26 protein-coding genes are annotated in these 24,722 nt (G+C 72.2%); 14 read left to right on the top strand and 12 right to left on the bottom strand.

Annotated features, from left to right (window positions below):
- Nucleotides 1–3: 3 nt before the first annotated feature.
- The 6 genes from QF030_RS08195 to QF030_RS08220 all read right to left on the bottom strand — a co-directional run bounded on the left by QF030_RS08195 (nucleotide 4) and on the right by QF030_RS08220 (nucleotide 5,264).
- Nucleotides 4–198, bottom strand: coding sequence for a hypothetical protein (locus QF030_RS08195; protein WP_307161994.1), 195 nt, complete (start codon nucleotides 196–198; stop codon nucleotides 4–6).
- A gap of 117 nt (nucleotides 199–315) precedes the next feature.
- Nucleotides 316–1,176 carry a phosphatidylinositol-specific phospholipase C/glycerophosphodiester phosphodiesterase family protein gene (locus QF030_RS08200; RefSeq protein WP_307161995.1) on the bottom strand — a complete coding sequence of 287 codons (861 nt, stop codon included), beginning with the start codon at nucleotides 1,174–1,176 and terminating at the stop codon, nucleotides 316–318.
- 171 nt (nucleotides 1,177–1,347) lie between these two features.
- On the bottom strand, nucleotides 1,348–2,430 hold the full coding sequence (locus tag QF030_RS08205) for an acyl-CoA dehydrogenase family protein (RefSeq protein ID WP_307161996.1): 1,083 nt from the start codon (nucleotides 2,428–2,430) through the stop codon (nucleotides 1,348–1,350).
- Nucleotides 2,427–3,611 carry an acyl-CoA dehydrogenase family protein gene (locus QF030_RS08210; protein ID WP_307161997.1) on the bottom strand — a complete coding sequence of 395 codons (1,185 nt, stop codon included), beginning with the start codon at nucleotides 3,609–3,611 and terminating at the stop codon, nucleotides 2,427–2,429. The genes QF030_RS08205 and QF030_RS08210 overlap by 4 nt, the downstream gene beginning before the upstream one ends.
- Nucleotides 3,608–4,579 (bottom strand): NADPH:quinone oxidoreductase family protein, encoded by a 972-nt coding sequence (locus QF030_RS08215; RefSeq protein ID WP_307161998.1) that lies wholly within the window; start codon nucleotides 4,577–4,579, stop codon nucleotides 3,608–3,610. Before QF030_RS08215 ends, QF030_RS08210 begins: the two co-directional genes overlap by 4 nt.
- A gap of 112 nt (nucleotides 4,580–4,691) precedes the next feature.
- Nucleotides 4,692–5,264 carry a helix-turn-helix domain-containing protein gene (locus QF030_RS08220; RefSeq protein WP_307161999.1) on the bottom strand — a complete coding sequence of 191 codons (573 nt, stop codon included), beginning with the start codon at nucleotides 5,262–5,264 and terminating at the stop codon, nucleotides 4,692–4,694.
- Nucleotides 5,265–5,334: 70 nt separating this feature from the next.
- On the opposite strand from QF030_RS08220, the gene QF030_RS08225 reads away from it, so the two are divergent.
- The 5 genes from QF030_RS08225 (at nucleotide 5,335) to QF030_RS08245 (ending at nucleotide 10,080) form a co-directional block, all read left to right on the top strand.
- Nucleotides 5,335–6,318 (top strand): NAD(P)/FAD-dependent oxidoreductase, encoded by a 984-nt coding sequence (locus tag QF030_RS08225; RefSeq protein WP_307162000.1) that lies wholly within the window; start codon nucleotides 5,335–5,337, stop codon nucleotides 6,316–6,318.
- 29 nt (nucleotides 6,319–6,347) lie between these two features.
- The gene (locus tag QF030_RS08230) at nucleotides 6,348–7,886 is read left to right on the top strand and encodes an ATP-dependent DNA ligase (protein ID WP_307162001.1); all 1,539 of its coding nucleotides are present in this window, start codon (nucleotides 6,348–6,350) and stop codon (nucleotides 7,884–7,886) included.
- The gene (locus QF030_RS08235) at nucleotides 7,883–8,356 is read left to right on the top strand and encodes an NUDIX domain-containing protein (protein ID WP_307162002.1); all 474 of its coding nucleotides are present in this window, start codon (nucleotides 7,883–7,885) and stop codon (nucleotides 8,354–8,356) included. The genes QF030_RS08230 and QF030_RS08235 overlap by 4 nt, the downstream gene beginning before the upstream one ends.
- Before the next feature lie 76 nt (nucleotides 8,357–8,432).
- Nucleotides 8,433–9,818, top strand: a complete 1,386-nt coding sequence (locus tag QF030_RS08240) for an NADP-dependent succinic semialdehyde dehydrogenase (RefSeq protein ID WP_307162003.1) — start codon at nucleotides 8,433–8,435, stop codon at nucleotides 9,816–9,818.
- A gap of 25 nt (nucleotides 9,819–9,843) precedes the next feature.
- Nucleotides 9,844–10,080, top strand: a complete 237-nt coding sequence (locus QF030_RS08245) for a DUF6213 family protein (RefSeq protein ID WP_028807142.1) — start codon at nucleotides 9,844–9,846, stop codon at nucleotides 10,078–10,080.
- A gap of 79 nt (nucleotides 10,081–10,159) precedes the next feature.
- On the opposite strand, the gene QF030_RS08250 is transcribed toward QF030_RS08245, so the two are convergent.
- Nucleotides 10,160–11,389: an acyl-CoA dehydrogenase family protein gene (locus QF030_RS08250; RefSeq protein ID WP_307162004.1), complete on the bottom strand. Its 1,230-nt coding sequence runs from the start codon at nucleotides 11,387–11,389 to the stop codon at nucleotides 10,160–10,162.
- 176 nt (nucleotides 11,390–11,565) lie between these two features.
- Here QF030_RS08250 and QF030_RS08255 point away from each other — a divergent pair, with 176 nt between their 5' ends.
- The gene (locus QF030_RS08255) at nucleotides 11,566–12,207 is read left to right on the top strand and encodes a TetR family transcriptional regulator (protein ID WP_020131608.1); all 642 of its coding nucleotides are present in this window, start codon (nucleotides 11,566–11,568) and stop codon (nucleotides 12,205–12,207) included.
- 256 nt (nucleotides 12,208–12,463) lie between these two features.
- Here QF030_RS08255 and def read toward each other — a convergent pair whose 3' ends face one another.
- Nucleotides 12,464–13,018 (bottom strand): peptide deformylase, encoded by a 555-nt coding sequence (gene def, locus QF030_RS08260; protein WP_307162005.1) that lies wholly within the window; start codon nucleotides 13,016–13,018, stop codon nucleotides 12,464–12,466.
- A 158-nt stretch (nucleotides 13,019–13,176) separates the two neighbouring features.
- On the opposite strand from def, the gene QF030_RS08265 reads away from it, so the two are divergent.
- The 5 genes from QF030_RS08265 to QF030_RS08285 all read left to right on the top strand — a co-directional run bounded on the left by QF030_RS08265 (nucleotide 13,177) and on the right by QF030_RS08285 (nucleotide 17,750).
- Entirely contained in the window at nucleotides 13,177–14,415 is a 1,239-nt protein-coding gene (locus QF030_RS08265; protein ID WP_307162006.1) for a MurT ligase domain-containing protein, read from the top strand.
- Nucleotides 14,416–14,432: 17 nt separating this feature from the next.
- On the top strand, nucleotides 14,433–15,161 hold the full coding sequence (locus tag QF030_RS08270; protein WP_307162007.1) for a type 1 glutamine amidotransferase: 729 nt from the start codon (nucleotides 14,433–14,435) through the stop codon (nucleotides 15,159–15,161).
- 216 nt (nucleotides 15,162–15,377) lie between these two features.
- Nucleotides 15,378–16,403, top strand: a complete 1,026-nt coding sequence (locus QF030_RS08275) for a 6-phosphofructokinase (protein WP_307162008.1) — start codon at nucleotides 15,378–15,380, stop codon at nucleotides 16,401–16,403.
- A gap of 153 nt (nucleotides 16,404–16,556) precedes the next feature.
- Complete coding sequence (locus QF030_RS08280; RefSeq protein ID WP_307162009.1) at nucleotides 16,557–17,507, top strand: cytochrome c oxidase assembly protein; 951 nt, start codon at nucleotides 16,557–16,559, stop codon at nucleotides 17,505–17,507.
- Nucleotides 17,508–17,567: 60 nt separating this feature from the next.
- Nucleotides 17,568–17,750: a hypothetical protein gene (locus tag QF030_RS08285; RefSeq protein ID WP_171395885.1), complete on the top strand. Its 183-nt coding sequence runs from the start codon at nucleotides 17,568–17,570 to the stop codon at nucleotides 17,748–17,750.
- Here the strand turns inward: QF030_RS08285 and QF030_RS08290 are convergent.
- From QF030_RS08290 to QF030_RS08305, 4 genes are read right to left on the bottom strand one after another with little or no spacing between them, the layout of a single operon-like run.
- Nucleotides 17,719–18,942 carry a sensor histidine kinase gene (locus tag QF030_RS08290; RefSeq protein ID WP_307162010.1) on the bottom strand — a complete coding sequence of 408 codons (1,224 nt, stop codon included), beginning with the start codon at nucleotides 18,940–18,942 and terminating at the stop codon, nucleotides 17,719–17,721. The two genes, QF030_RS08285 and QF030_RS08290, sit on opposite strands and share 32 nt — an antisense overlap.
- Entirely contained in the window at nucleotides 18,939–20,669 is a 1,731-nt protein-coding gene (locus QF030_RS08295; protein WP_307162011.1) for a sodium/solute symporter, read from the bottom strand. Before QF030_RS08295 ends, QF030_RS08290 begins: the two co-directional genes overlap by 4 nt.
- Nucleotides 20,666–21,064 carry a hypothetical protein gene (locus QF030_RS08300; protein ID WP_307162012.1) on the bottom strand — a complete coding sequence of 133 codons (399 nt, stop codon included), beginning with the start codon at nucleotides 21,062–21,064 and terminating at the stop codon, nucleotides 20,666–20,668. Before QF030_RS08300 ends, QF030_RS08295 begins: the two co-directional genes overlap by 4 nt.
- Nucleotides 21,065–21,066: 2 nt before the next feature.
- Complete coding sequence (locus tag QF030_RS08305; RefSeq protein ID WP_307162013.1) at nucleotides 21,067–21,831, bottom strand: LytR/AlgR family response regulator transcription factor; 765 nt, start codon at nucleotides 21,829–21,831, stop codon at nucleotides 21,067–21,069.
- Between the two features lie 78 nt (nucleotides 21,832–21,909).
- Here QF030_RS08305 and QF030_RS08310 point away from each other — a divergent pair, with 78 nt between their 5' ends.
- The 3 genes from QF030_RS08310 to rocD all read left to right on the top strand — a co-directional run bounded on the left by QF030_RS08310 (nucleotide 21,910) and on the right by rocD (nucleotide 24,598).
- Complete coding sequence (locus tag QF030_RS08310; RefSeq protein WP_307162014.1) at nucleotides 21,910–22,395, top strand: Lrp/AsnC family transcriptional regulator; 486 nt, start codon at nucleotides 21,910–21,912, stop codon at nucleotides 22,393–22,395.
- A 164-nt stretch (nucleotides 22,396–22,559) separates the two neighbouring features.
- A complete protein-coding gene (ddaH, locus tag QF030_RS08315) occupies nucleotides 22,560–23,372 on the top strand; it encodes a dimethylargininase (RefSeq protein WP_307162015.1) in 813 nt (270 codons plus the stop codon).
- Nucleotides 23,369–24,598 carry an ornithine--oxo-acid transaminase gene (gene rocD / locus QF030_RS08320; protein WP_307162016.1) on the top strand — a complete coding sequence of 410 codons (1,230 nt, stop codon included), beginning with the start codon at nucleotides 23,369–23,371 and terminating at the stop codon, nucleotides 24,596–24,598. The genes ddaH and rocD overlap by 4 nt, the downstream gene beginning before the upstream one ends.
- Nucleotides 24,599–24,722 lie beyond the last annotated feature (124 nt).

Here is a 24,722-nt window from a genome sequence, read left to right on the forward strand (position 1 = left end):
GCCTCACGGTCGAAGGCTGCCGACGATGTCGGCCGTCGCCGTGAGGCCGCTGTGGATCGTGGGGGCGAGGCCGGTGCCGGCCAGGAGGAACCCGAGCAGCAGGCAGACCAGTCCGTGCGAGACCTTCAACCCGCCGCTGCGCATGAAGATCACCGCCAGGACCAACAGCAACAGCACCGCGGAAATCGAAATGGCCACCGTCAACCTCCTCCGAAACGTCCGCTTTCACAGTATTCGGCGGCAAGTGTGACGTAACGTGGAGTTAGTCCGTGCGGCTGACCTGTCCGCCGAACGAGTGGTGTCAGACGGGTGCCGCTACACCACCCCGCGGGCGTCGAGGAAGGCCTCCAAGCCCGCCAGGTCATCCGTGTTGAGGTAGTCGACGCCGGCGGCGAGGAGTTCGGCCCACAGCGCGTCCCGGGCGGGGCCCGCGAGATCGGGCGTGGCCCAGAACCGCACCTGCTGCCCGCGCGCGTGGGCCGTGCCGACGATCCTCCGCAGCTTCTGCCGCTCCGGCTCGGGGAAGGCTCCGACGCCGAGCCAGGTGAAGTTGAGCGTCCAGTTGTCGCTGATCAGCGAGGCGAACGAGGAGGCGGAGGTGCCGAGGTCGGCCAGTCGGCCGTCGTAGAAGGCCCGGCGGACGGTCTGTGCCTCCATCGGCGTACGGGCCGCGCGGTCACCGGAGACGACGGCGGTCACCGGTCCGGGGTGGACGCGACCGTGCGCATAGGTGGTGAACAGGCCCTTGTACCGCTCGAGTCGCCGGGCGAGTTCGAGATACGTCGAGGAGCCCTCGGTCTTGATGTCGATGAGCAGCTGGAAGGGCTTTTGGTGCCCCCGGTACACCGAGCCGTGGCCGGCTTTCACGCGGGCGGCGAGCGGGGCGAGGTAGAGCGACTCCAGGGTGCGGGTGGGATCGAGCCGGTCCGCCGAGTGGGCGACGAGCAGCCGACCGTCCACCAGGAAGATGTCGGCCTCGACGCTGCCGAAGCGGTGGTCGAGGGCGTCGAGGAGGGGACGGGGATGCTCGTAGTCGTTGTGGGCGTGAGCGCGCCACAGCGGGCGGGGGCCGTGCTTCCGACCACTGGCGAACGCGCTGCCGACGGGCGGGGCGAGCACCGCGGCGGCGGTGGCGCCGAGGCCGGTGAGGACTCTGCGGCGGGTGACGAGGGACATGTCGTTCCTCCCTGTGGGGCGGGCCGGGACCACTGGGAGTATCAGGCCGCGGACGGACCAACGGACCTTCACGTGCCAGGAGTTGGCCGGACCGCCGTCGCTTGTTCACTCCTTCCGGCCAGGAACACGAAAAAGCCCGCCCCGGGCGGGGCGGGCTTCAGCGGGTGACGGTCAGGGCGCCGGCAGATCGACGAGTTCGGCCACGGCGGCCCGGTGGGCGCCCGCACTGCCGTAGGCGATCGAGTCGGCCTTGGCCCGTTTGAGGTACAGGTGGATCGGGTGCTCCCACGTCATGCCGATGCCCGCGTGCAGCTGGAGCGCCTCCTCGGCGGCGTGCACGGCGACCCCGGCCGCATAGGCCTGGGCGACGGCCACCGCGATGTCGGCGTCCTCACCCCTCGCCAGCGCGTCGGCCGCGCCCCGGGCGACGGCCCGGAGGTTGACGACCTGCAGCCAGAGCTGGGACAGCCGGTGCTTGATCGCCTGGAAGCCGCCGACGGGCCTGTTGAACTGCTTGCGCTCCTTCAGGTACCGCACGGTCTCGGTCAACGCCCAGTCGGCTAGCCCCAGTTGCTCGGAGGCGAGCAGTCCGGCGCCGGCCCGCAGAGCGCGGCGGACGGCGGGTTCGGCATCGCCGAGTCGGCGGCCTGGAGCATCGGCGAAGGTGAGCGTGGCGAGCGGGCGGGTGAGGTCGAGGGAGACCTGCGGGGTGACGGTCACGGCGGCCGCCTCCACCGCGTACAGGCCGCCGTCGTCCGCGGGCACCAGCAGCACGTCGGCGACGGCCGCGTCCGCGATGCCGGGCAACTCGCCCTGCAAAAGGCCTCCTTCCACGTGCACGGCCCGGACGGCGGCCGCCGGAGCGGTGTGCAGTCCGACCGCCAGTACGCCGATCGTCCGCCCGGATGCCAGCCGGCCGAGCAGCTCCTCGTCCCCGACGGACAGCAGCGCCTCGGTGGCCACGACGGCACTGGTCAGATAGGGCACAGGGGCGACGGCGCGCCCCAGCTCCTCCAGCACCACGGCGACTTCACGATGGGTGGCGCCCTGGCCGCCCAGCGCCTCGGGCACCAGCAGGCCCGCGAGGCCCATGCCGTCGGAGAGCGCCTTCCAGGCGGCGAGGTCGTGCGGCGCGTCCGACTCCGTACGGGCGATGATCCCGGGCGCGTCGCCGTGGTCGGCGAGCAGGTCGCGGACGGCGGCGCGCAGCGCCTCTTCCTCCTCGGAATAGAGGAGATCGGGCTGTGCGCTCATCGGGCCAGGTCCTTCCAGGCGACGTCCTTGTCGGTGCGCGGCTCGGACGGCAGGCCCAGGACGCGCTCGGCGACGATGTTCAGCAGGACCTCGCTGGTCCCGCCCTCGATGCTGTTGCCCTTGGAGCGGAGGTAGCGGTACCCGGCCTCCCGGCCCGTGAAGTCCACCAGCTCCGGACGGCGCATGGTCCAGTCGTCGTACAACAGGCCCTCCTCGCCGAGGAGTTCGACCTCCAGACCGCTGATCTCCTGGTTGAGCCGGGCGAACGCGAGCTTCATGCCGGAGCCCTCGTAGCCGGGCTGGCCGGCGACGAGCTGCTGGCGCAGGCGTTCACCGGCGAGGCGGGCGGCCTCGGCCTCGACCCAGAGCTTCAGCAGCCGCTGGTGCAGATCATGGGTGCGCAGTTCGGGCCGCTCGCGCCAGGTCTTCGAGACCGGGCCGATCATGCCGCCCTCGCGGGGCAGCCGCATACCGCCGATGGCGACGCGCTCGTTGTTCAGCGTGGTCTGCGCCACCCGCCAGCCGTCGCCGACGTCACCGAGGCGGCGGGAGTCGGGGATGCGGACGTCGGTGAGGAACACCTCGTTGAACTCGGCCTCGCCGGTGATCTGGCGCAGCGGCCGCACCTCGACGCCCGGGTCCGTCATGTCGCAGAGGAAGTAGGTGATGCCGGCGTGCTTGGGCACGTCCGGGTCGGTGCGGGCGATGAGGATGGCCCAGCGGGCGACATGGGCGCTGGACGTCCACACCTTCTGCCCGTTGACGACCCAGTCTCCCCCGTCCTCCCGTACGGCGCGGGTGCCGAGCGCGGCCAGGTCGGAGCCGGCGCCGGGCTCGCTGAACAGCTGGCACCAGACCTCCTCGCCCACCCACAGGGGACGCAGGAACCGCTGCTTCTGCTCCTCGGTGCCGTACTTCAGGATCGTCGGCGCGGCCATGCCGAGGCCGATACCGATGCGCCGCGGGTCGTTGTCGGGGGCGCCCGCGGCCGCCAGCTCGGCGTCCACGACGGCCTGGAGGGAGCGGGGCGCGCCCAGTCCGCCGAGCCCCTCGGGGTAGTGGACCCAGGCGAGTCCCGCGTCGAAGCGGGCCTTGAGGAAGTCCGCCGGATCGGTGTCGGCGGGCGGGTGCGCGGCCAGCAACTCCGCTGTGCGGCGCCTCAGTTCGGCTGCGTCGGTCATGCGGTGGCTCCGTTCTGCGGTACGACCGCGACCCGGCCGGTGGTGACGCCGTCGCCGACCCGCTGCACGGCGGCCGCGGCCCCGTCGAGCGGGACGCGCTCACTCACCAGCGGCCTGATCGCGCCCCGGGCGGCCAGCTCGGTGAGCTGCTCGTGACAGTGCTGGACCAGCTTCGGGTTCCTGGTGTTGTACAGCCCCCAGTGCAGGCCGAGGACCGAGTAGTTCTTGACGAGGGCGTGGTTGAGCGCGGGGCTCGGGATGGTCCCGCTCGCGAAACCGACGACCACGATCCGGCCCTCGAAGGCGGCGACCTTCGCGGACTGCGTGTAGGCCTCGCCGCCGACGGGGTCGTAGATCACGTCGGCGCCCCGGCCGCCGGTGGCCTCCTTCACGGCGCCGACGACGTCCTCGGTACGCCGGTCGATCACCACGTCGCAGCCCAGTTCCCGGGCCACGGCGGCCTTCTCTGCGCCGCCCACGACGCCGATGACGGTCGCGCCCGCCGCCTTCCCGAGCTGCACGGCCGCGCTGCCGACCCCTCCGGCGGCAGCGTGCACGAGCAGGGTCTCGCCGGCCTCCAGGTGCGCCCTGCGGTGCAGGCCGAACCAGCCGGTCTGGTAGCCGATGTGCAGCGCGGCGGCCTCGGCGTCGTCCAGCGACCCGGGCGCGGGCAGCAGCGCGGCCGCGTCGGCGATCGCGTACTCGGCGAGACCGCCGTACGGCAGCACCGGGTTGGCGATCACGCGACGGCCGTCCTCGGTCTCGCCGCAGATCTCCACACCGGGCGTGAACGGCAGCGGGGGCCGTACCTGGTAGTGACCCCGGCACATCAGCACGTCCGGGAAGTTGATGTTCGCGGCACGCACCCTGAGCAGGACCTGACCGTCGCCGGGCGTGGGCCGCTCCACCTCCTCGAGCCGCATCACCTCGCTCGGCTCGCCGTTCTCGTGCACCTGCCATGCCTGCATGCGGAGCCTCCACGGGACTGCGTCGTCCGACCGGCGTTCCGACCGGCTCGATTCGCATACTAAGCGGTCGCTTGCCGTGAGGGAACAGACGACGGGCGAAGAGTCGCCTCCGTCACCCCTTACGAGGTCTGGCTCGCACATGCATCCGCTCGCCCTGCGGGCCGAACAGGCTCAGGAACTCGGCCGGCCCCTCCCCCGTGGACCCGAACCAGTGCGGCACGCGGGTGTCGAACTCCGCGGCCTCGCCCGCCGTCATCACCACGTCGTGCTCCCCCAGCACCACGCGCAGCCGCCCCGACATCACGTACAGCCATTCGTAGCCCTCGTGGACCCGCGGCTCCGGCTCCTCGTCGCGCCGTGGCACCAGCACCTTGAAGGCCTGGAGCCCGCCGGGCTGCCGGGACAGCGGCCAGAAGGTGCGCCCGTGCCGCACGATGGGCTCGGCCCGCACCCTGGGGTCGCCCACCGGCGGCGCCCCGACCAGCTCGTCCAGCGGCACCTGGTGGGCCTGGGCGATCGGCAGCAGCAGCTCCAGGCTGGGCTTGCGCAGCCCGGACTCCAGCCTCGAGAGGGTGCTGACCGAGATGCCGGTCGACTCCGACAGCGCCGCGAGCGTCACCTCCCGCTCCTTCCGCAGCCGCCGCAGCCTGGGCCCGACCTCCGCGAGTACCTCATCGGTCGTCATGCCTCCATATTGCCGAAGCGGCAAATGGGTTTGTCAATCCCGCGCGGGCCCGGCGACCGTGGTCGCGGAGGTGGTCACCGTGACCGAGAAGACCCAGGAGTACGAAGTGATCGTCGTCGGCGGGGGCGCCGCCGGCCTGTCCGCCGCGCTCGTCCTGGGCCGGGCGCGACGCCGCACGCTGGTCGTCGACGCGGGTGAGCCGCGCAACGCGCCCGCCGCCCATATGCAGGGCTATCTGTCGCGGGACGGCATGTCACCCGCCCGGTTCCTCGCCGTGGGCCGCGAGGAGATCGCACGCTACGGCGTGGAGCTGGTCCGCGACCGGGCGGTGGACGTCACCCGGGCCGAGGACTTCGCCGTACGGCTCGCGGGCGGCCGGACCGTGCGGGCCCGGCAGCTCGTCGTCGCGACCGGCCTGAAGGACGAGCTGCCGCCGGTCCCCGGCGTCGCCGAGCGCTTCGGCCGGGACGTGGTCCACTGCCCCTACTGCCACGGCTGGGAAGTGCGCGACCAGGCCTTCGGCGTGCTCGCCACCACCGCGATGAGCGTCCACCAGGCGCTGATGGTGTCCCAGTGGTCCGCGGACGTGACCCTCTTCCTGCACACGGTCGCCGAGGCGGAGCCGACCGACGAGGACCTGCGCAGGCTGGCGGCGGCCGGCGTGCGCGTGGTCCCCGGCGAGGTGGCCGGGCTGGTCGTCGAGGACGACCGGCTCACCGGCGTCCGGCTCGTCGACGGGCAGGTGCACGAGCGGGAGGTGCTGTTCGTGGCGCCCCGGGCGGTACCGCGGACGGACCTGCTCGCGCGGCTGGGCGCCGAGCTGAGCGAGACCCCCTTCGGGACATACCCCGTGGTCGACGGACGAGGCCTGACGACGGTGCCCGGCCTGTGGGCGGCCGGCAACGCCTCGGGCTTCGCCGAGCAGGTCGTGAACGCGGCCAGCCGTGGCTACCGGGCCGGGGCGGCGATCAACGGGGAGCTGCTGATGGCGGACCTCGACCTGGCGGTCGCGGCCGGGGCCGCCGACGCCGAGGCGCCGGCCGTGCGGAGGTGACCGGGCGGTCGGCGTTGCACCATGGCTGCATGCTGCTGACCCGGCTCGCCGACGTGTCCCGGGAGGTCGCCGCCACCTCGGCGCGCTCCCGCAAGATCGCCCTGCTCGCGGAACTCTTCCGGGACGCGGAGCCGGACGACGTACCGGTCGTCATCCCCTACCTGGCCGGACGGCTCCCCCAGGGCCGGCTGGGCGTCGGCTGGAAGGTGCTGAGCCGGCCGGTCGCCCCGGCCGACGGGCCGGCCCTCACCGTGCGGGAGGTGGACGCCCGGCTCACCGAGCTCGGCAAGGTGGCGGGCCCCGGCTCGCAGGCCGAACGGACTCGCCTGGTGGGTGAGTTGATGGGCGCGGCCACCGCGGACGAACAGCGCTTCCTGCTCGGCCTCATCACCGGCGAGGTCCGGCAGGGCGCGCTGGACGCCGTCGCCGTGGAAGGCCTGGCGCAGGCGACCGGGGCGCCCGCCACGGACGTGCGCCGGGCGGTGATGCTGGCCGGGTCGCTGCGGGCGGTGGCACAGGCGCTGCTCGCGGACGGACCGGCGGCGCTGGAGGAGTTCCGGCTCACCGTCGGCCGTCCGGTCCTGCCGATGCTCGCGCACACCGCGTCCAGTGTGACCGAGGCCGTCGGCAAGCTCGGCGTCTGCGCGGTGGAGGAGAAGCTGGACGGCATCCGCGTCCAGGTGCACCGCGACGGCGACGACGTCCGCCTGTACACCCGCACCCTCGACGACATCACCGACCGGCTGCCCGAAGTGACGGAGGCGGCAAGGGGGTTGGCGGGATCGCGGTTCATCCTGGACGGCGAGGTCCTCGCCTTCGACGGGACGGGCCGCCCCCGCTCCTTCCAGGAGACGGCCGGCCGGGTCGGCTCCCGGGTGGATGTGACGGCGGCCGCGGAGGCGGTGCCCGTGGCCCCCGTCTTCTTCGACGTGTTGTCGGTGGACGGCCGGGACCTGCTGGACCTGTCCTTCGCCGAACGGCACGTGGAGCTGGCCCGGCTGGTGCCCGAGCCGATGCGGGTGCGCCGCGCGCTCGTGTCCGGCCCCGAGGACGTGGAAGCCGCGGAGGACTTCTCCAGGGAGACGTTGCTGCGCGGTCACGAGGGCGTCGTGGTGAAGGCGCTCGACGCGCCCTACAGCGCGGGCCGACGGGGCGCGTCCTGGCTGAAGGTCAAACCCGTGCACACGCTCGACCTGGTGGTGCTGGCCGCCGAGTGGGGCCACGGGCGGCGCACCGGCAGACTTTCCAACCTGCATCTCGGCGCCCGCACCGCGGACGGCGGCTTCGTCATGCTGGGTAAGACCTTCAAGGGCCTGACCGACGCCTTGCTCGCCTGGCAGACGGAGCGCCTGCGGGAGCTGGCCGTCGACGAGAGCGGGTACGTGGTGACCGTGCGTCCCGAACTCGTCGTCGAGATCGCCTACGACGGCCTTCAGCGGTCCACCCGCTACCCGGCCGGCGTCACGCTCCGCTTCGCCCGCGTGCTGCGCTATCGCGAGGACAAGCGTCCTGAGGAGGCGGACACCGTGGAGACCCTGCTCGCCGCCCACCCGGAGGTCCGCCCGTGACGCCGGCGCCGCCGAAGCGCAGCGCGGGTCTGCTGTTGTTCCGGCACACCGACGACGGTCCTCAGGTGTTGCTGGGCCATATGGGCGGCCCGTACTTCGCGAAGAAGGACGCCGGGGCGTGGACCGTCCCGAAGGGCGAGTACGAGCCCGACGAACCGGCCTGGGAGGCGGCCCGCCGCGAGTTCCGGGAGGAGCTGGGTCTGCCCCCGCCCGACGGCGCGGCGATCGACCTCGGCGAGGTCCGGCAGACGAACGGCAAGATCGTCACCGCGTGGGCGATCGAGGCCGACCTCGACCCGGCGGCGATCGCACCCGGCACGTTCACCATGGAGTGGCCGCCGAGGTCCGGCCGCGCCCAGGAGTTCCCGGAGCTGGACCGGGTGGCCTGGTTCGGGCTCGACCGGGCCCGCGAGGTGATCGTCAGGGCACAGGCCGCGTTTCTCGACCGCTTGGCGGAGCACCCGGGCTGAGCGGATGCGCACGCGTTGCGACCCCGGGTCCGGCGCGGGAAGGTCGAAGCACAGTCAGCTCTTCAGGAGGTCGGTCATGCCCATCGCGACGGTGAACCCGGCGAACGGCGAGACGCTTCGGACGTACGAGGCCATGGGCGAGGACGAGGTGGAGCGCCGGCTCCGGCTCGCGGAGGCCACGTTCCGGACGTACCGGACGACGACGTATCCCGAACGGGCCCGCCTGCTCCACCGGGCCGCCGACCTCCTCGAGGAGGACCAGGCGGAGATCGGCCGGGTGATGACCACCGAGATGGGCAAGCCGGTGAAGCAGGCGCGCGCCGAGGCCGCGAAGTGCGCGAAGGCGATGCGCTGGTACGCCGAGCACGCGGCGGAACTGCTCGCCGACGAGGAGCCGTCCGCCGCCGACGTGAAGGACTCCGGCGCCGCGCGCGCCCTGGTCCGCTACCGGCCGCTGGGCCCGGTGCTCGCGGTGATGCCGTGGAACTTCCCGCTGTGGCAGGTGGTCCGCTTCGCCGCGCCGGCGCTGATGGCGGGCAACGTGGGCCTGCTGAAGCACGCCTCGAACGTCCCGCAGACCGCCCTGTACCTGGAGGACCTGTTCCACCGGGCCGGCTTCACCGAGGGCTGTTTCCAGACGCTGCTCATCGGCTCGGGCGCGGTCGACGAGATCCTGCGCGACGAGCGGGTGAAGGCGGCGACCCTCACCGGGAGCGAGCCGGCCGGCCGGGCGGTCGCCGCCACCGCCGGAGAGATGATCAAGAAGACGGTGCTGGAGCTGGGCGGCAGCGACCCGTACGTGGTCATGCCGTCGGCGGACGTCGAGCGGGCCGCGCAGGTGGCGGTGACCGCGCGCGTGCAGAACAACGGGCAGTCGTGCATCGCCGCCAAACGGTTCATCGTTCACACGGACGTGTACGACGCCTTCGCCGAGCGGTTCGTGGCGGGCATGGCCGCGCTGAAGGTCGGCGACCCGCTGGAGGAGGAGACGGAGGTCGGGCCGCTGGCGAGCGAGCAGGGGCGGTCGGACCTGGAGGAGCTGGTGGACGACGCGCGGCGTGGCGGCGCCGCCGTGCTGTGCGGGGGCGAACGGCCCGACGGACCGGGCTGGTACTACCTGCCGACCGTGCTCTCCGGGATCACCCGCGAGATGCGCGTCCACCGGGAGGAGGCGTTCGGGCCGGTCGCGACGCTGTACCGGGCGGCCGACCTGGACGAGGCGGTGCTCATCGCCAACGACTCGGCGTTCGGCCTGAGTTCCAACGTGTGGACGCGGGACGAGGCGGAGGTGGACCGTTTCGTGCGGGATCTGGAGGCCGGCGGGGTGTACTTCAACGGCATGACCGCGTCCCATCCGGGGTTCCCGTTCGGCGGGGTGAAGCGGTCCGGGTACGGCCGTGAGCTGTCCGGGCACGGAATCCGGGAGTTCTGCAACATCACCACGGTTTGGCACGGTGCGTGAGCGTCGCGCGGCTACGATCCCGGATGTGAACCGCGAAGTGACTCTGCCTCTGATCGTCGACGACCGCGGGACCTTGCAGGTGGCCGCGGCCGACGTGAGCAAGCTGCTCCGCACGTTGGGCGGTCGGTGGCTGCATCTCGTCGAGGCCGGGGCCGACGGGCTGGACGAGGACACCGTCGCCGCGTTGACCATCGAGCTCGCGAAGCTGGCCGACCGGATCGACGTGGCGTGCATCGCGCACAGCAGCGGGGGTGCGCCGTAGCCGGTTGCCGCTGATCGGGCAGGCCGCGGGGGCGTCCCCGGGGCCGTGCCACGTCGTCCTGCGGTGTCCTGGGACCGTCCTAGCGGATCGGCATCCCCGACAGCGTGCGGGCGATCACCAGGCGCTGGATCTCGCTCGTGCCTTCGAAGATCGTGTAGATGGCCGCGTCGCGGTGCATGCGCTCCACCGGGTACTCCCTGGTGTAGCCGTTGCCGCCGAGAATCTGGATCGCCTGCGCGGTGACCGTCTTCGCCGTCTCGCTGGCGTACAGCTTCGACATCGAGCCCTCGGCGGCGGTGAACGGCTTGCCGTTGATCGCCATCCAGGACGCGCGCCAGACCAGCAGCCGCGCGGCGTCGATCTGCGTCCGCATGTCCGCGAGCTGGAAGGCGACGCCCTGGTTGTCGATGATCGGGCGGCCGAACTGCTCACGCGTCTTGGCGTAGTCGAGGGCCACCTCGTAGGCGGCGCGGGCCGTGCCGACGGCCATGGCGCCGACCGCCGGCCGCGACGCCTCGAAGGTCGCCATCGCCGCGTTCTTCACGCGCTCGCCGCCGCCCGCCTTCGCCCGCTCGCGGGCCCGTGCCAGCCGCTCGTCCAGCTTCTCCTTGCCGCCGAGGAGGCAGGAGCCGGGGATCCGCACGTTGTCGAGGATGACCTCGGCGGTGTGCGAGGCGCGGATGCCGTGCTTCTTGAACTTCTGGCCCTGGGCGAGACCCGGGGTGCCCGGCGGGACGATGAAGGAGGCGTGCCCCTTGGAACCGAGCTCGGTGTCCACGGCGGCGACGACCACGTGGACGTTGGCGATGCCGCCGTTGGTCGCCCAGGTCTTGGTGCCGTTGAGCACCCACTCGTCCTTGGCCTCGTCGTACACGGCACGCGTACGCAGGGAGGCGACGTCCGAGCCGGCGTCGGGCTCGGAGGAGCAGAAGGCGGCCACCTTGACGTCGCTCGCATCGCCGTACATCTGCGGGATCCAGGTGCCGATCTGCTCCTCGGTGCCGTTGGCGAGAACGCCCACGGCGGCGAGGCCGGTGCCGACGATCGACAGGGCGATGCCCGCGTCGCCCCAGAACAGCTCCTCCATGGCCATCGGGATGCCGAGGCCGGTGGGGTCGAAGTACTGCTGCGCGTAGAAGTCGAGGGAGTAGATGCCGACCTTCGCGGCCTCCTGGATGACCGGCCAGGGAGTCTCCTCACGCTCGTCCCATTCGGCGGCCGCGGGGCGGATGACGTCGGCCGCGAAGCCGTGCAGCCAGTCCCGGACCTCCTTCTGTTCGTCGTTGAGCTCCATGGTGAACTCGGCCATGTCCCCTCCAGCGGCGACGTGCGTGTTACTAACGGTAACGTGAGTCTGTTACCGGTCGGTAGGAAAAGTCAACTCCTGCCCACGGTCCGGGAGCCCCCCGGCCCGTTCGATGCCAGGCTGCTGCCAGGTGTTAGTTTGCGCAGGCGTCACCGAATCAGCACGGGTGGGGAGAGCTCATGGACACCACGCAGCGGACCGAGCAGCAACGGTCCGCCGACCGCCGAAGGCGCGAGCTGCTGGAGGCCGCCGACCGGGTGGTGCTGCGCGACGGCCCGCAGGCCTCGATGAACGCGATCGCGGCGGAGGCGGGCATCACCAAACCGATCCTCTACCGGCACTTCGGCGACAAGGGCGGACTCTACGCCGCGCTCGCCAAACGGCACACGGACGCCCTGCTGGACTCGCTGCGGGCCGCCCTGGACGCGCCCGCCGAGCGCCGCGAGCGGGTGGAGGCCACTCTGGACACCTACCTCGCGGCGATCGAGGCCCGGCCCCAGGTCTACCGGTTCCTGATGCATCCGTCGGACGGTTCGCCGGGCGAACAGGGTTTCGACGTCGGCAAGCACTCGGCGCCCCTGCTCCGGCGGATGGGCGAGGAACTGGCCCAGGTCATCGAGGACCGGGTGGACCTCGGACCCGGCAGCCAGCAGCTGGCCCGGGTGTGGGGGCACGGGATCGTCGGGATGATGCACGCGGCCGGGGACTGGTGGCTGGGCGAGCGGCCCTGCACCCGGGCGGAACTGGTGCGCAGTCTGGCCGATCTGTTGTGGGGTCGCCTCGCGGCGGCCGGGGACAAGCTCGGCGGCCCCGGGTTCTGACATCCGCCCGGCGGGCACGGGACGCCTGCGGCCGCCCACGCCCGCCGGGCGCTGCCGCAGGGGAAGACCACCCCGCGCCCCGAGGTCGTGTCCGCAAGTGTCCGGCCCGGCTCGCGACGTCCGGCCCGCGGACTCGCCGTGTTGTCGGGATCGCCCACGCGACCCGGTGCGAGGCCGACCCTGCGCCTCGCGACCGCACGCACGGGACGCCGCGAGCCCCGCCCTCCGCGCAGACGGCGATGCTTCGCGGACACGACTAGCTGGAACCGGTCACCCGGCTCCAGGAGGCCCGTGCGGCCTGGCGCATCAGTCGCCTCCCGCGCCATCCGGTCACGCGGTCCGCGTAGACCGTGCCCTCCAGGTGGTCCGCCTCGTGCTGCAAGCATCTGGCAAAGAATCCCGTGCCGTGCACGGTGATCGGCTCGCCCGTCATCGTGAACCCCTCGACCACCGCGTGGTCGTGGCGCCGCGTCCCCGCCTCCAGACCCGGCAGGGACAGACAGCCCTCCGGGCCGCGCAGGACGATGCCGTCCGCCTCCACCAGCCGTGGGTTCACCACATGTCCCAGGTGGCGGACGTCCTCGTCGTCGGGACAGTCGTAGACGAAGACCCGCAGCGCCTCGCCCACCTGGTTGGCGGCGAGGCCCACGCCCTGGGCCGCGTACATCGTGGCGAACATGTCCTCCACGAGGCGGGCGAGTTCGGGGCCGAAGTCGGTGACGTCCTCGCAACGGGCGTGCAGGACGGGGTCGCCGAGCAGGGAGAGGGGCCGGACGCGCCCGTGGGCGCCCGGGATGGAGCCGTGTCGCATGGCGGCAAGGGTACGGTCCTTTCTGACACGCGCATGCCGCTCACGGGCGTGAGGTGGTGCCGGGATTCGGGAGTGCGAATGGATCTCGATAGGCTGACCACCCACCACGTTGCCGTACGGCAGAGGCGCGGCGCGTACGCAAGGAGGATCGAGAACTGATGGCAGGCAACTCGGACCCGCTCACGCCGCGGGCCAAGATCGCCGTGACCGCAGGCAAAGCGGTCGCGGCGGCGTCGCGCGCCGCGGGGCGCGGCAGCGGTTCGGTGATCGGCGGCCGGGTGGCGCTCAAACTCGACCCCGACCTCCTCGCCCGGCTCGCTCAGAACCTGGACGTCATCCTCGTGTCGGCGACCAACGGCAAGACCACGACCACGCGGCTGATCGCCGAGGCCCTGCGCGCCGCCGGTCCGGTCGTGTCCAACGCGCTCGGCGCCAACATGCCGGCCGGCATCACCTCCGCCCTCGCGGGCGGCTCCGAGGCCCGCTACGGCGTGATCGAGGTCGACGAGAAGTACCTCGCGGGCGTCGCCCGGGACACCTCCCCCAAGTGCATCGCGCTGCTCAACCTCTCCCGCGACCAGCTGGACCGCGCGGCCGAGACCCGCATGCTCGCGGAGAACTGGCGTGAGGGGCTCGCCGGTTCCAAGGCCGTCGTGGTCGCGAACGCCGACGACCCGCTCGTGGTGTGGGCCGCCTCCTCCTCCCCCAACGTGATCTGGGTCGCCGCCGGGCAGATGTGGAAGGACGACGCCTGGTCGTGCCCGTCCTGCGGCGGTGTCATGCAGCGGCCCGGCGACGACTGGTTCTGCGGCGAGTGCGGCTTCCGGCGTCCGACGCCGAGCTGGGCGCTGTCCGGGGACCACGTCCTCGACCCGCACGGGTCCGCCTGGCCGATCCACCTGCAGCTGCCGGGCCGCGCCAACAAGGCCAACGCCGCCTCCTCGGCCGCCGTGGCCGCCGTCTTCGGGGTGCCGCCGCAGGTGGCGCTGGAGCGGATGTACCAGGTGCAGGCCGTCGCCGGGCGCTACGACGTCGTCCAGTTCCAGGGGCGTGACCTGCGGCTGCTGCTCGCGAAGAACCCGGCCGGCTGGCTCGAGACGTTCAGCCTGATCGATCCGCCGCCCACCCCGGTGATCCTCTCGGTGAACGCGCGCGGCGCCGACGGCACCGACACCTCCTGGCTGTGGGACGTCGACTACACGCGTCTGACCGGCCACCCGATCTTCGTCGTGGGCGACCGGAAGCTGGACCTCGCGGTGCGCCTGGAGGTCGCCAACCAGCACTTCCAGGTGTGCGAGAACCTCGACCAGGCCGTGCAGCAGGCGCCGCCGGGCCGGATCGAGGTCATCGCGAACTACACCGCGTTCCAGGACCTGCGCCGCCGCGTCGGCAACTGACCACTAAGGACGTTTCCATGAGCGACAACCAACTGCGGCTGGTGTGGATCTACCCGGACCTGCTGAGCACCTACGGCGACCAGGGCAACGCCCTCGTCGTCGAGCGCCGCGCGCGGCAGCGCGGCCTCGACGTGGCGCGCCTCGACGTGCGCAGCGACCAGCCGATCCCGACCTCCGGCGACATCTACCTCATCGGGGGCGGCGAGGACCGGCCGCAGCGGCTGGCGGCGGAGCGGCTGCGCCGGGACGGGCACCTGTACCAGGCGGTGCAGAACGGCGCGATCGTCTTCGCGGTGTGTGCCGGTTACCAGATCCTGGGCCACGAGTTCGTCAACGACCTGGGCCAGCGTGAGCCGGGTCTCGGTCTGCTGGACGTGACGACGACGCGCGGCGAGGGCGAGCGGTGTGTCGGCGACGTCCTCGGGGACATCGACCCGCGCCTCGGCCTGCCCCCGCTGACCGGCTTCGAGAACCACCAGGGCGTCACCCAGCTCGGTCCGACGGCCCGCCCGCTGGCCCGTGTCTCGCTCGGGAAGGGCAACGGCACCGGCGACGGCACCGAGGGCGCGTACAACGACACCGTGTTCGGCACGTACATGCACGGCCCGGTGCTCGCCCGTAACCCGCTGATCGCGGACCTGCTGCTGAAGCTGGCGCTCGACGTGAACGCGCTGCCGCCGATCGACGACCACTGGTACGAAGCCCTCCGCAACGAGCGCATCAGCGCCGCGCAGCAGCCCGCGTAGGCACTCCGCCGGCGCCGGCCCGCGTGACCGTGTGTTCACCTGATGGTCAGGGTGCCGTCAGCAGCCCGTCTGACGGTACATCCGCACAGGTGAGCAGGCGCGTCCAGCAGGCGGACGCATGCTTCGGCCCCGCCCCCTCCTGCCGCTAGGGTGGCGGGGATTCGAGCCGGACAGTGTGGTCCGGACCGGCCCACGTGGAGAAGGTTGTTTCGGGCTATGCGCATTGGTGTCCTCACGTCCGGCGGCGACTGCCCCGGCCTGAACGCCGTCATCCGGTCCGTCGTGCACCGTGCCGTCGCCGACCACGGCGACGAGGTCATCGGCTTCCGGGACGGCTGGAAGGGCCTCCTGGAGTGCGACTATCTCAAGCTCGACCTCGACGCGGTGGGCGGCATCCTCGCCCGCGGCGGCACGATCCTCGGCTCCTCCCGGGTCCAGCCCTCGCATCTGCGGGACGGCGTGGAGCGGGCCCGGGGCCATGTCGCGGAACTCGGCCTCGACGCGATCATCCCCATCGGGGGTGAGGGCACGCTCAAGGCCGCGAAGCTGATGTACGACAGCGGACTGCCCATCGTGGGCGTGCCGAAGACCATCGACAACGACATCGCGGTCACCGACGTCACCTTCGGTTTCGACACCGCGGTCGGCGTCGCGACCGAGGCGCTGGACCGGCTGAAGACCACCGCCGAGTCGCACCAGCGGGTGCTGGTCGTCGAGGTCATGGGACGCCACACCGGCTGGATAGCGCTCCAGTCCGGCATGGCGGCCGGCGCCCACGCCATCGTCGTACCGGAACGCCCCTTCGACATCGAGGAGCTGGCCCGCCGGGTCGGCGAGCGGTTCGAGGCGGGCAAGCGGTTCGCGATCGTCGTCGCGGCGGAGGGCGCGAAGCCCAAGGCCGGCAGCATGGCCTTCGACGAGGGCGCGAAGGACATCTACGGGCACGAGCGGTTCGCCGGGATCGCCCGGCAGCTCTCCGTCGAGCTGGAGTCCCGGCTCGGCAAGGAGGCCCGGCCGGTCATCCTGGGGCATGTGCAGCGCGGCGGCACGCCGACCGCGTACGACCGGGTGCTCGCCACACGGTTCGGCTGGCACGCGGTGGAGGCGGTGCACCGGGGCGAGTTCGGGAAGATGACGGCCCTGCGCGGGACGGACATCGTGATGGTGCCGCTGGCGGAGGCGGTCGCGACGCTCAAGACCGTCCCCGAGGACCGGTACGCGGAGGCGGAGACCGTCCTCTAGCCGTTCGTCCTGCGGTGCGGCCCGGGGGGGCGCCCCCGGTGCGGCGCGGCTCGGCAGGACCGTTCGCCCCCGGTGACAGAGATCGCCGGGGGCTTCTCTACTCTTGTGGGCGGCAGGAAACGTACAACCCCCCACGAATCAGGAGCCGGCGGCATGGGACACAGCGGGCACGGCATGACCATGGATCTGCCGCCGTTCACGCTGGGGCGGGGCCTTCAGTGGTCGGCGGACCCGTTCTTCCTCGTCGGCTGTCTGATGGCGCTGGGCCTGTACGGGTGGGGGGTCCTGCGGCTGCGTCGGCGCGGGGACGCGTGGCCGGTGGGGCGGACCGTCTCGTTCGTCGTCGGTGTGCTGACCATAGGGCTCGTCATGTGCACCAGGCTGAACGACTACGGCATGGTCATGTTCAGCGTGCACATGGTGCAGCACATGGTGATCAGCATGCTGTCGCCGATCCTGATCCTGCTCGGCGCGCCGATGACGCTGGCGCTGCGCGCCCTGCCGGCCGCCGGCCGGGGTCACAAGGGGCCGCGTGAGCTGTTGCTGATGCTGCTGCACAGCCGCTACATGCGGATCGTCACCCATCCCGCGTTCACCATCCCGCTGTTCATCGCGAGCCTGTACGCGCTGTACTTCACGCCGATCTTCGACTTCCTGATGGGCTCCAGGGCGGGGCACCTCGCGATGATGGTGCACTTCCTCGCCGTGGGCGTCGTGTTCTTCTGGCCGATCATCGGTGTGGACCCGGGTCCGAACCGGCCGGGCTATCTGATGCGGATGCTGGAGCTCTTCGCGGGCATGCCGTTCCACGCGTTCTTCGGCATCGCCCTGATGATGGCGTCGCAGCCGATGGTCTCGACGTTCGAGAACCCGCCCGCCTCGCTCGGCATCGACGCGCTCACCGACCAGAACGCGGCCGGCGGCATCGCCTGGGCGTTCAGCGAGATCCCGTCCGTGCTGGTGCTGATCGCGCTGCTGTTCCAGTGGCACGGCTCCGAGCAGCGGCAGGCCAAGCGCAAGGACCGGGCCGCGGACCGCGACGGCGACCAGGAGCTGGCGGCGTACAACGCCTATCTTGCGTCGCTCGACACCCACGGGCGCTGAACCCGGGGCACCATGGAGGGGACGCGCCCTGCGGAGGGCGGCCCCGAGGAAGGTGTCGCGATGGCAGGTACCACGGACAGTTCCACGAAGACCATGGGGGTGCTCACCGTCGGCGGACTCGTCGCGGTGACCGCCTACACGGTGGCGCTCGGCAGCAACGGCTGGCTGTGGTTCGGCTGGGTCGTGCTGGGCCTGATCACGCTCGCCATGGTCATGACGCGGCCCGGCCCTGGCCACCGGTGAGGCGGGCCGCGGAGTGCACGCCCGGCTGGTACTTCGGCAGCCGGGCGGTGATCTTCATCCCCGCCCCCAGGGCCGTCTCGATGACCAGGCCGTAGTCGTCGCCGTACACCTGGCGGAGCCGGTCGTCCACGTTGGACAGGCCGATGCCCCCGGAGGGGCTCACCTCACCGGCCAGGATGCGGCGCAGGGCGACCGGGTCCATGCCGGCGCCGTCGTCCTCGATGACCACCAGGGCCTCGGCGCCGGCGTCCTGCGCGGTGATCTGGATGTGGCACTTGTCGGCCTTGCCCTCCAGACCGTGCTTGACGGCGTTCTCGACGAGCGGCTGCAGGCAGAGGAAGGGCAGGGCCACCGGGAGGACCTCGGGGGCTATCTGGAGGGTGACGGACAGCCGGTCGCCGAAGCGGGCCCGGACCAGCGCCAGGTAGTGGTCGATGGCGTGCAGTTCGTCGGCGAGGGTGGTGAAGTCGCCGTGTCTGCGGAACGAGTAGCGGGTGAAGTCGGCGAACTCCAGGAGCAGCTCGCGGGCGCGTTCGGGGTCGGTGCGGACGAACGACGCGATCACCGCGAGCGAGTTGAAGACGAAGTGCGGGGAGATCTGGGCGCGCAGGGCCTTGATCTCCGCCTCGATCAGTTTCGTGCGGGACTGGTCGAGGTCCGCCAGCTCCAGCTGGACGCTCACCCAGCGGGCCACCTCGCCGGCCGCCCGGACCAGGACGGCCGACTCACGGGGCGCGCAGGCCACGAGGACGCCGTGCACCCGGTCGTCGACGGTGAGCGGGGCGAGCACGGCCCAGCGGACGGGGCAGTCGGCGTGCTCGCAGGTGAGCCGGAAGGCCTCGCCCCGCCCGCTCTCCAGGGGGCCGGCCAGCCGTTCCATGATCTCGGCGCGGTGATGCGACCCCACGCCGTCCCAGACCAGCACCTCCGTCTCGTCGGTCAGGCACAGGGCGTCCGTGCCGAGCAGGGTGCGCAGTCTGCGGGCCGATCTGCGGGCCGTCTCCTCGGTGAGCCCCGCCCTGAGCGGGGGCGCGGCGAGCGAGGCGGTGTGCAGGGTCTCGAAGGTGGCGTGCTCGACGGGCGTGCCCAGGCCGCCGAGGTTCTCCGGGCGGGCGGTGCGGCGGCCCAGCCAGAAGCCCACGGCGAGGAAGGGGAGGATCGCGATGCAGACGCCCGCCAGGAAGCCGCTCATGCCTTCGCCTCCGCCGCCCGCAGCTCTTCCGTGCGCAGTTCCTCGGGCAGGTGGAATCGGGCCAGGATCGCCGCCGTGCCCGCCGGGACCCGCCCCGGGGTGGACAGGGACACGAGGATCATGGTGAGGAAGCCGAGCGGTACGGACCACAGCGCGGGCCAGGCGAGCAGCGCGTGCAGGCCGCCCGTGCCGGGGAGGCCCGCCATGGTCGCGGCGACGGCGAGGAACGCCGAACCGCCGCCCACCAGCATCCCGGCGGCGGCGCCGGGCGGAGTCAGGCGTCGCCACCAGATGCCGAGGACCAGGAGCGGGCAGAAGGACGACGCCGACACCGCGAAGGCCAGCCCGACCGCGTCGGCCACCGGCAGTCCGCCCACCAGCAGGCTCGCGGCGAGGGGCACGGCCATGGCCAGCCCGGTGCCCAGCCGGAAGTGCCGTACGCCGCGGCTCGGCAGGACGTCCTGGGTGAGCACGCCCGCGACGGCCAGCGTCAGGCCGGACGCGGTGGACAGGAAGGCGGCGAAGGCTCCCCCGGCGACCAGCGCGCCCAGCAGCTCGCCGCCGAGGCCGCCGATCACCCGGTCGGGCAGCAGCAGCACCGCCGCGTCGGCGTCGCCGCCGAGGGCCAGCTCGGGGGCGTAGAGGCGGCCCAGGGCGCCGTAGACGGGCGGCAGCAGGTAGAAGGCGCCGATCAGGGCGAGGACGGCGACCGTGGTGCGGCGGGCGGCGACCCCGTGCGGGCTGGTGTAGAAGCGGACGACGACGTGCGGCAGGCCCATGGTGCCGAGGAAGGTCGCGAGGATCAGGCCGTAGGTGGCGTACAGGGGCCGCTCCTCCCGCCCGGCGGCGAGCGAGGTGGACATGCCGCCGTTGCCGCCGCGCTCGGCGACGGGGACGGCGGTGCCCTCGGCGAAGGTGAGGCGGGTGCCCCGCTCGATGTGGTGGATGCCGACGGGGAGCCGGAGCACGGCGTCGCGGTGCGGGCGGCCGTCGACGCGGCCGTCCACCGTCACGGTCAGGGGGCGGTCCAGTCTGAGGTCGAGGGTGTCGTCGACGCGGACGACGCGCTGGTCGCGGAAGGTGGCCGGTTCCCCGAAGGCGTCGCGGGGGGCGCCGTCGCCCTGCCAGGCGAGCACCAGGAAGAGGGCGGGCACGAGCAGGGCGGTGAGCTTGAGCCAGTACTGGAAGGCCTGCACGAAGGTGATGCTGCGCATACCGCCCGCGGCGACGGTCGCGGTGACGACGACCGCCACGATCAGCCCGCCCAGTGAGTCGGGGGCGCCGGTCAGAACGGTCAAGGTCAGCCCGGCGCCCTGGAGTTGGGGCAGCAGGTAGAGCCAGCCGACGCCCACGACGAAGGCGCCCGCGAGCCGCCGGGACGACTGGGAGGCGAGCCGGGCCTCGGCGAAGTCGGGGAGGGTGTAGGCGCCGGAGCGGCGCAGCGGGGCCGCGACGAAGAGGAGCAGGACCAGGTAGCCGGCGGTGTAGCCGACGGGGTACCAGAGCATGTCGGGCCCCTGGACCAGGACCAGGCCCGCGATGCCGAGGAAGGAGGCGGCGGAGAGGTACTCGCCGCTGATGGCGGCCGCGTTGAGGCGCGGGCCGACGGTGCGTGAGGCGACGTAGAAGTCGGAGGTCGTGCGGGAGATGCGCAGGCCGAAGGCTCCGACGAGGACAGTCGCGACGACGACGAGCGCGACGGCGGGGACGGCGAAGGCCGAGTTCATCGGTCCTCGACCAGGCGTACGAAGTCCCGCTCGTTGCGTTCGGCGCGGCGCACGTACCAGCGGGCCAGCAGGACGAGCGGGGCGTAGAGACCGAAACCGAGGACCGCCCATTCGAGGCGGCGGGAGTCGGGCATCGCCGCGAAGAGCAGCGGCAGCGGGCCCACCAGCAGGGTGAGCACGGCGAACACCGCGAGGGCGGCGCGCAGTTGGGAGCGCATCAGGGAGCGGACATAGGTGTGGCCGAGGGTGGTCTGCTCGTCGATCTCGGTCCGCGGACGGTAGTACCCGAAGGCGTGGGGGTACCGCCCGCGCGAGCGGAGCCGGGCGTGGGGGACGGTTCGGCGGGCGGGGCCGGTGACGACGACCCGCCGCTCGGCGGGGTCCTGGTTCGGCATCGTCAGGGCCTCCTCATCAGCAGGTCGCGCAGTTCCCTGGTGTGGCGGCGGCTGACCTGGAGTTCCTCGCCGCCGACCAGGACGCTCACCGTGCCCGCGTCCAGGCGGAGTTCGCCTATGTGGCGCAGGGCGACGAGATGGCGGCGGTGGATGCGGACGAAGCCGCGGGCCCGCCATCGCTCCTCCAGGGTGGACAGCGGGATCCGGACCAGGTGGCTGCCGCGCTCGGTGTGCAGCCGGGCGTAGTCGCCCTGGGCCTCGGCGTGGGTGATGTCGTCGACCGCGACGAAGCGGGTCACCCCGCCGAGCTCGACGGGTATGTGGTCCGGGTCGGGCTCGTGCACGGGGATGCGCGCAGGGGCCCCGCGGCGTTCGGCGGCCCTGAGTTCGACGGCGCGACGGACCGCCTCGGCGAGGCGTTCCTTGCGGACGGGCTTGAGGACGTAGTCGACGGCCTTGAGGTCGAAGGCCTGGACGGCGAAGTCCTCGTGGGCGGTGACGAACACGACCAGGGGCGGCCGGGCGAAGCCGGTGAGGAGACGGGCCAGGTCGAGGCCGTCGAGGCCGGGCATCTGGATGTCCAGGAAGACCACGTCGATGGCCTCGGGGCCGTCCGGGCCGGACTCCAGGGCCCGGTTGATGCGGCGCAGCGCCTCGGTCGCGTCACCGGCGCCCTCCACGGCGGCGATCCGGGGGTCCGCGGTGAGCAGGTACAGCAGCTCCTCCAGCGAGGGGCGTTCGTCGTCGACGGCGAGGGCGCGCAGCATGAAGGTGGAGTGTAGGGGCGATCCGCGCGCCTGGACATGTACGGGGGTGTGGACGCATGCGCTGGATACAGTGCCCGCATGAACAGCGGCCCCGCCCCTTTCGACGAGCTCGACCGGAAGATCGTCACCGCTCTGATGGCGAATGCCAGGACGAGCTTCGCCGAGATCGGGACGGCCGTCGGCCTGTCCTCGACGGCCGTCAAGCGCCGGGTGGACCGGCTGCGGGACACCGGGGTGATCACGGGATTCACGGCCACCGTGCAGCCGTCGGCGCTGGGCTGGCGCACGGAGGCGTACGTGGAGGTGTACTGCGAGGGCGCCGCGCCCCCCAGGCGCCTCGCGGAGGTGGCGCGCAACCATCCGGAGATCACCGCGGCGATGACGGTGACGGGTGGGGCGGACGCGCTGCTGCACGTGCGGGCGCGGGACGTGGAGCACTTCGAGAACGTGCTGGAGCGCATCCGGGCCGAGCCCTTCATCCGGAAGACGATCAGCGTGATGGTGCTGTCCCATCTGCTGCCGGACAGCCCGGAGGCGGGTGCGAGCCAGCCCGCTCCCGAATAAACCCGCATGGGCGCAGCCAAGCTGCGTCGACCAGGCATATCACGCAGCATTCCTGCGTCGACACGCAATGCTTGTTCCTTGTCGGGCGTCCCGGTCAGTTCCTACCGTGGTGTCAACCCCCAGTCGACACCGTGGGACATACGGAAAGGTGGAGGTACCTCTCTGTGACCGAGACCCGTGTGCGGCGCCCCCGGCGCTTCCTCGTCTGTGAACCCAGACATTTCGCCGTGCAGTACGCGATCAACCCCTGGATGCGCCCCGACAGTCCCGTCGACGTCGACCTCGCCCAGGAGCAGTGGCAGGCGCTGATCCGCGCCTACCGTACCCACGGCCACACCGTGGACACCGTGGAGCCGGCCCCCGGTCTGCCGGACATGGTCTTCGCCGCGAACTCGGCGGTCGTGGTGGCGGGCCGGGTGTTCGGCTCGCTGTTCCACGCGCCCGAGCGGCGGCCGGAGTCCGCGCACTACGACACCTGGTTCAAGACGGCGGGCTACGACGTCCACCGGCCGGAGTCCGTCTGCGAGGGCGAGGGCGACCTGGTGTGGACGGGCCGGTACGTGCTGGCCGGCACCGGCTTCCGGACGACCCGGGAGGCGCACCGGGAGGTGCAGGAGTTCTTCGGTCATCCGGTGATCAGCCTGACCCTGGTGGACCCGCACTTCTACCACCTGGACACGGCACTGTTCGTCCTGGACGACGACAACATCTCGTACTACCCGGAGGCGTTCTCCTCCGGCAGCCGTGAGGTGCTCGCCCGGCTGTATCCCGACGCGGTGCTCGCCACCCGCGACGACGCCATGGCGTTCGGCCTGAACTCGGTCTCCGACGGACGCCATGTCTTCATCGCGCCCCGGGCCGAGGCCCTGGCCTCCCGTCTCACCGAGCGCGGCTATGTCCCCGTCCCCGTCGACCTCTCGGAGTTCCAGAAGGCCGGCGGTGGCATCAAATGCTGCACGCAGGAGATCCGTTCATGACCGCACCCGTCGCCTCGACGCGCACCTCCGCCGATCTGATCCGGGCCGAGGAGCCCGTCCTCGCGCACAACTACCATCCGCTGCCCGTGGTCGTCGCGAGCGCCGAGGGCGCCTGGGTGCGGGACGTCGAGGGCCGCCGGTACCTCGACATGCTGGCCGGTTACTCCGCCCTCAACTTCGGCCACCGGCACCCGCTGCTGATCGAGGCGGCCCACCGCCAGCTGGACCGTCTCACCCTCACCTCCCGTGCCTTCCACAACGACCGCCTCGCCGAGTTCGCCGAGCGGCTCGCGGCGCTGACCGGCCTGGACATGGTCCTGCCGATGAACACGGGCGCGGAGGCCGTGGAGAGCGGCATCAAGGTGGCCCGCAAGTGGGCGTACGAGGTGAAGGGCGTACCCGCCGACCGGGCGACGATCGTGGTGGCCGCCGAGAACTTCCACGGCCGTACGACGACGATCGTGAGCTTCTCGACGGACGAGACGGCGCGGTCGGGCTTCGGGCCGTTCACCCCGGGCTTCCGGATCGTGCCGTACAACGACCTGGCCGCGCTGGAGGCGGCCGTCGACGAGACGACGGCGGCGGTGCTGATCGAGCCGATCCAGGGCGAGGCGGGTGTCGTCATCCCCGACGACGGCTATCTGGCCGGCGTGCGGGAACTGACCCGGCGCAAGAACTGCCTGTTCGTCGCGGACGAGATCCAGTCCGGGCTCGGCCGCACCGGGCGGACGCTCGCCGTGGAGCACGAGGGCGTCGTTCCCGACGTCCTGCTGCTCGGCAAGGCGCTGGGCGGCGGGATCGTGCCGGTGTCGGCGGTGGTGGCCCGGCGGGAGGTGCTGTCGGTGCTGCGGCCGGGCGAGCACGGTTCGACGTTCGGCGGCAATCCGCTGGCCGCCGCGGTCGGCACGGCGGTGGTGGAGTTGCTGGAGACCGGTGAGTTCCAGCGCCGGGCGACGGAGCTGGGCGCCGTCCTGCGGGACGGGCTGACAGCGCTTGTCGGCAAGGGCGTCGTCGGCTTCCGGGCGCGCGGGCTGTGGGCGGGTGTCGACGTCGACCCGGCGCTGGGCACCGGCCGTGAGGTGAGCGAGCGCCTCATGCGGGAGGGCGTTCTGGTCAAGGACACCCACGGCTCGACCATCCGGCTGGCGCCGCCACTGACCATCACCGGCGAGGAACTGACTTCGGCGCTGGCCACCTTGGAGGGCGTGCTGACGCGGGACGTCTGAGGGACGCGCCCCGCCAGGGGCGCGGATTCCCGGCCGCGCCGGCGCGCGGCACCCGCCTCCCGGGTGGCTCCGCCGCTGTCGGGCAGGCAGGGTGAAGACTGAGTCAGGAGGTGGTAGACCACTC

The organism is Streptomyces rishiriensis (assembly GCF_030815485.1).
Taxonomy (GTDB): domain Bacteria; phylum Actinomycetota; class Actinomycetes; order Streptomycetales; family Streptomycetaceae; genus Streptomyces; species Streptomyces rishiriensis_A.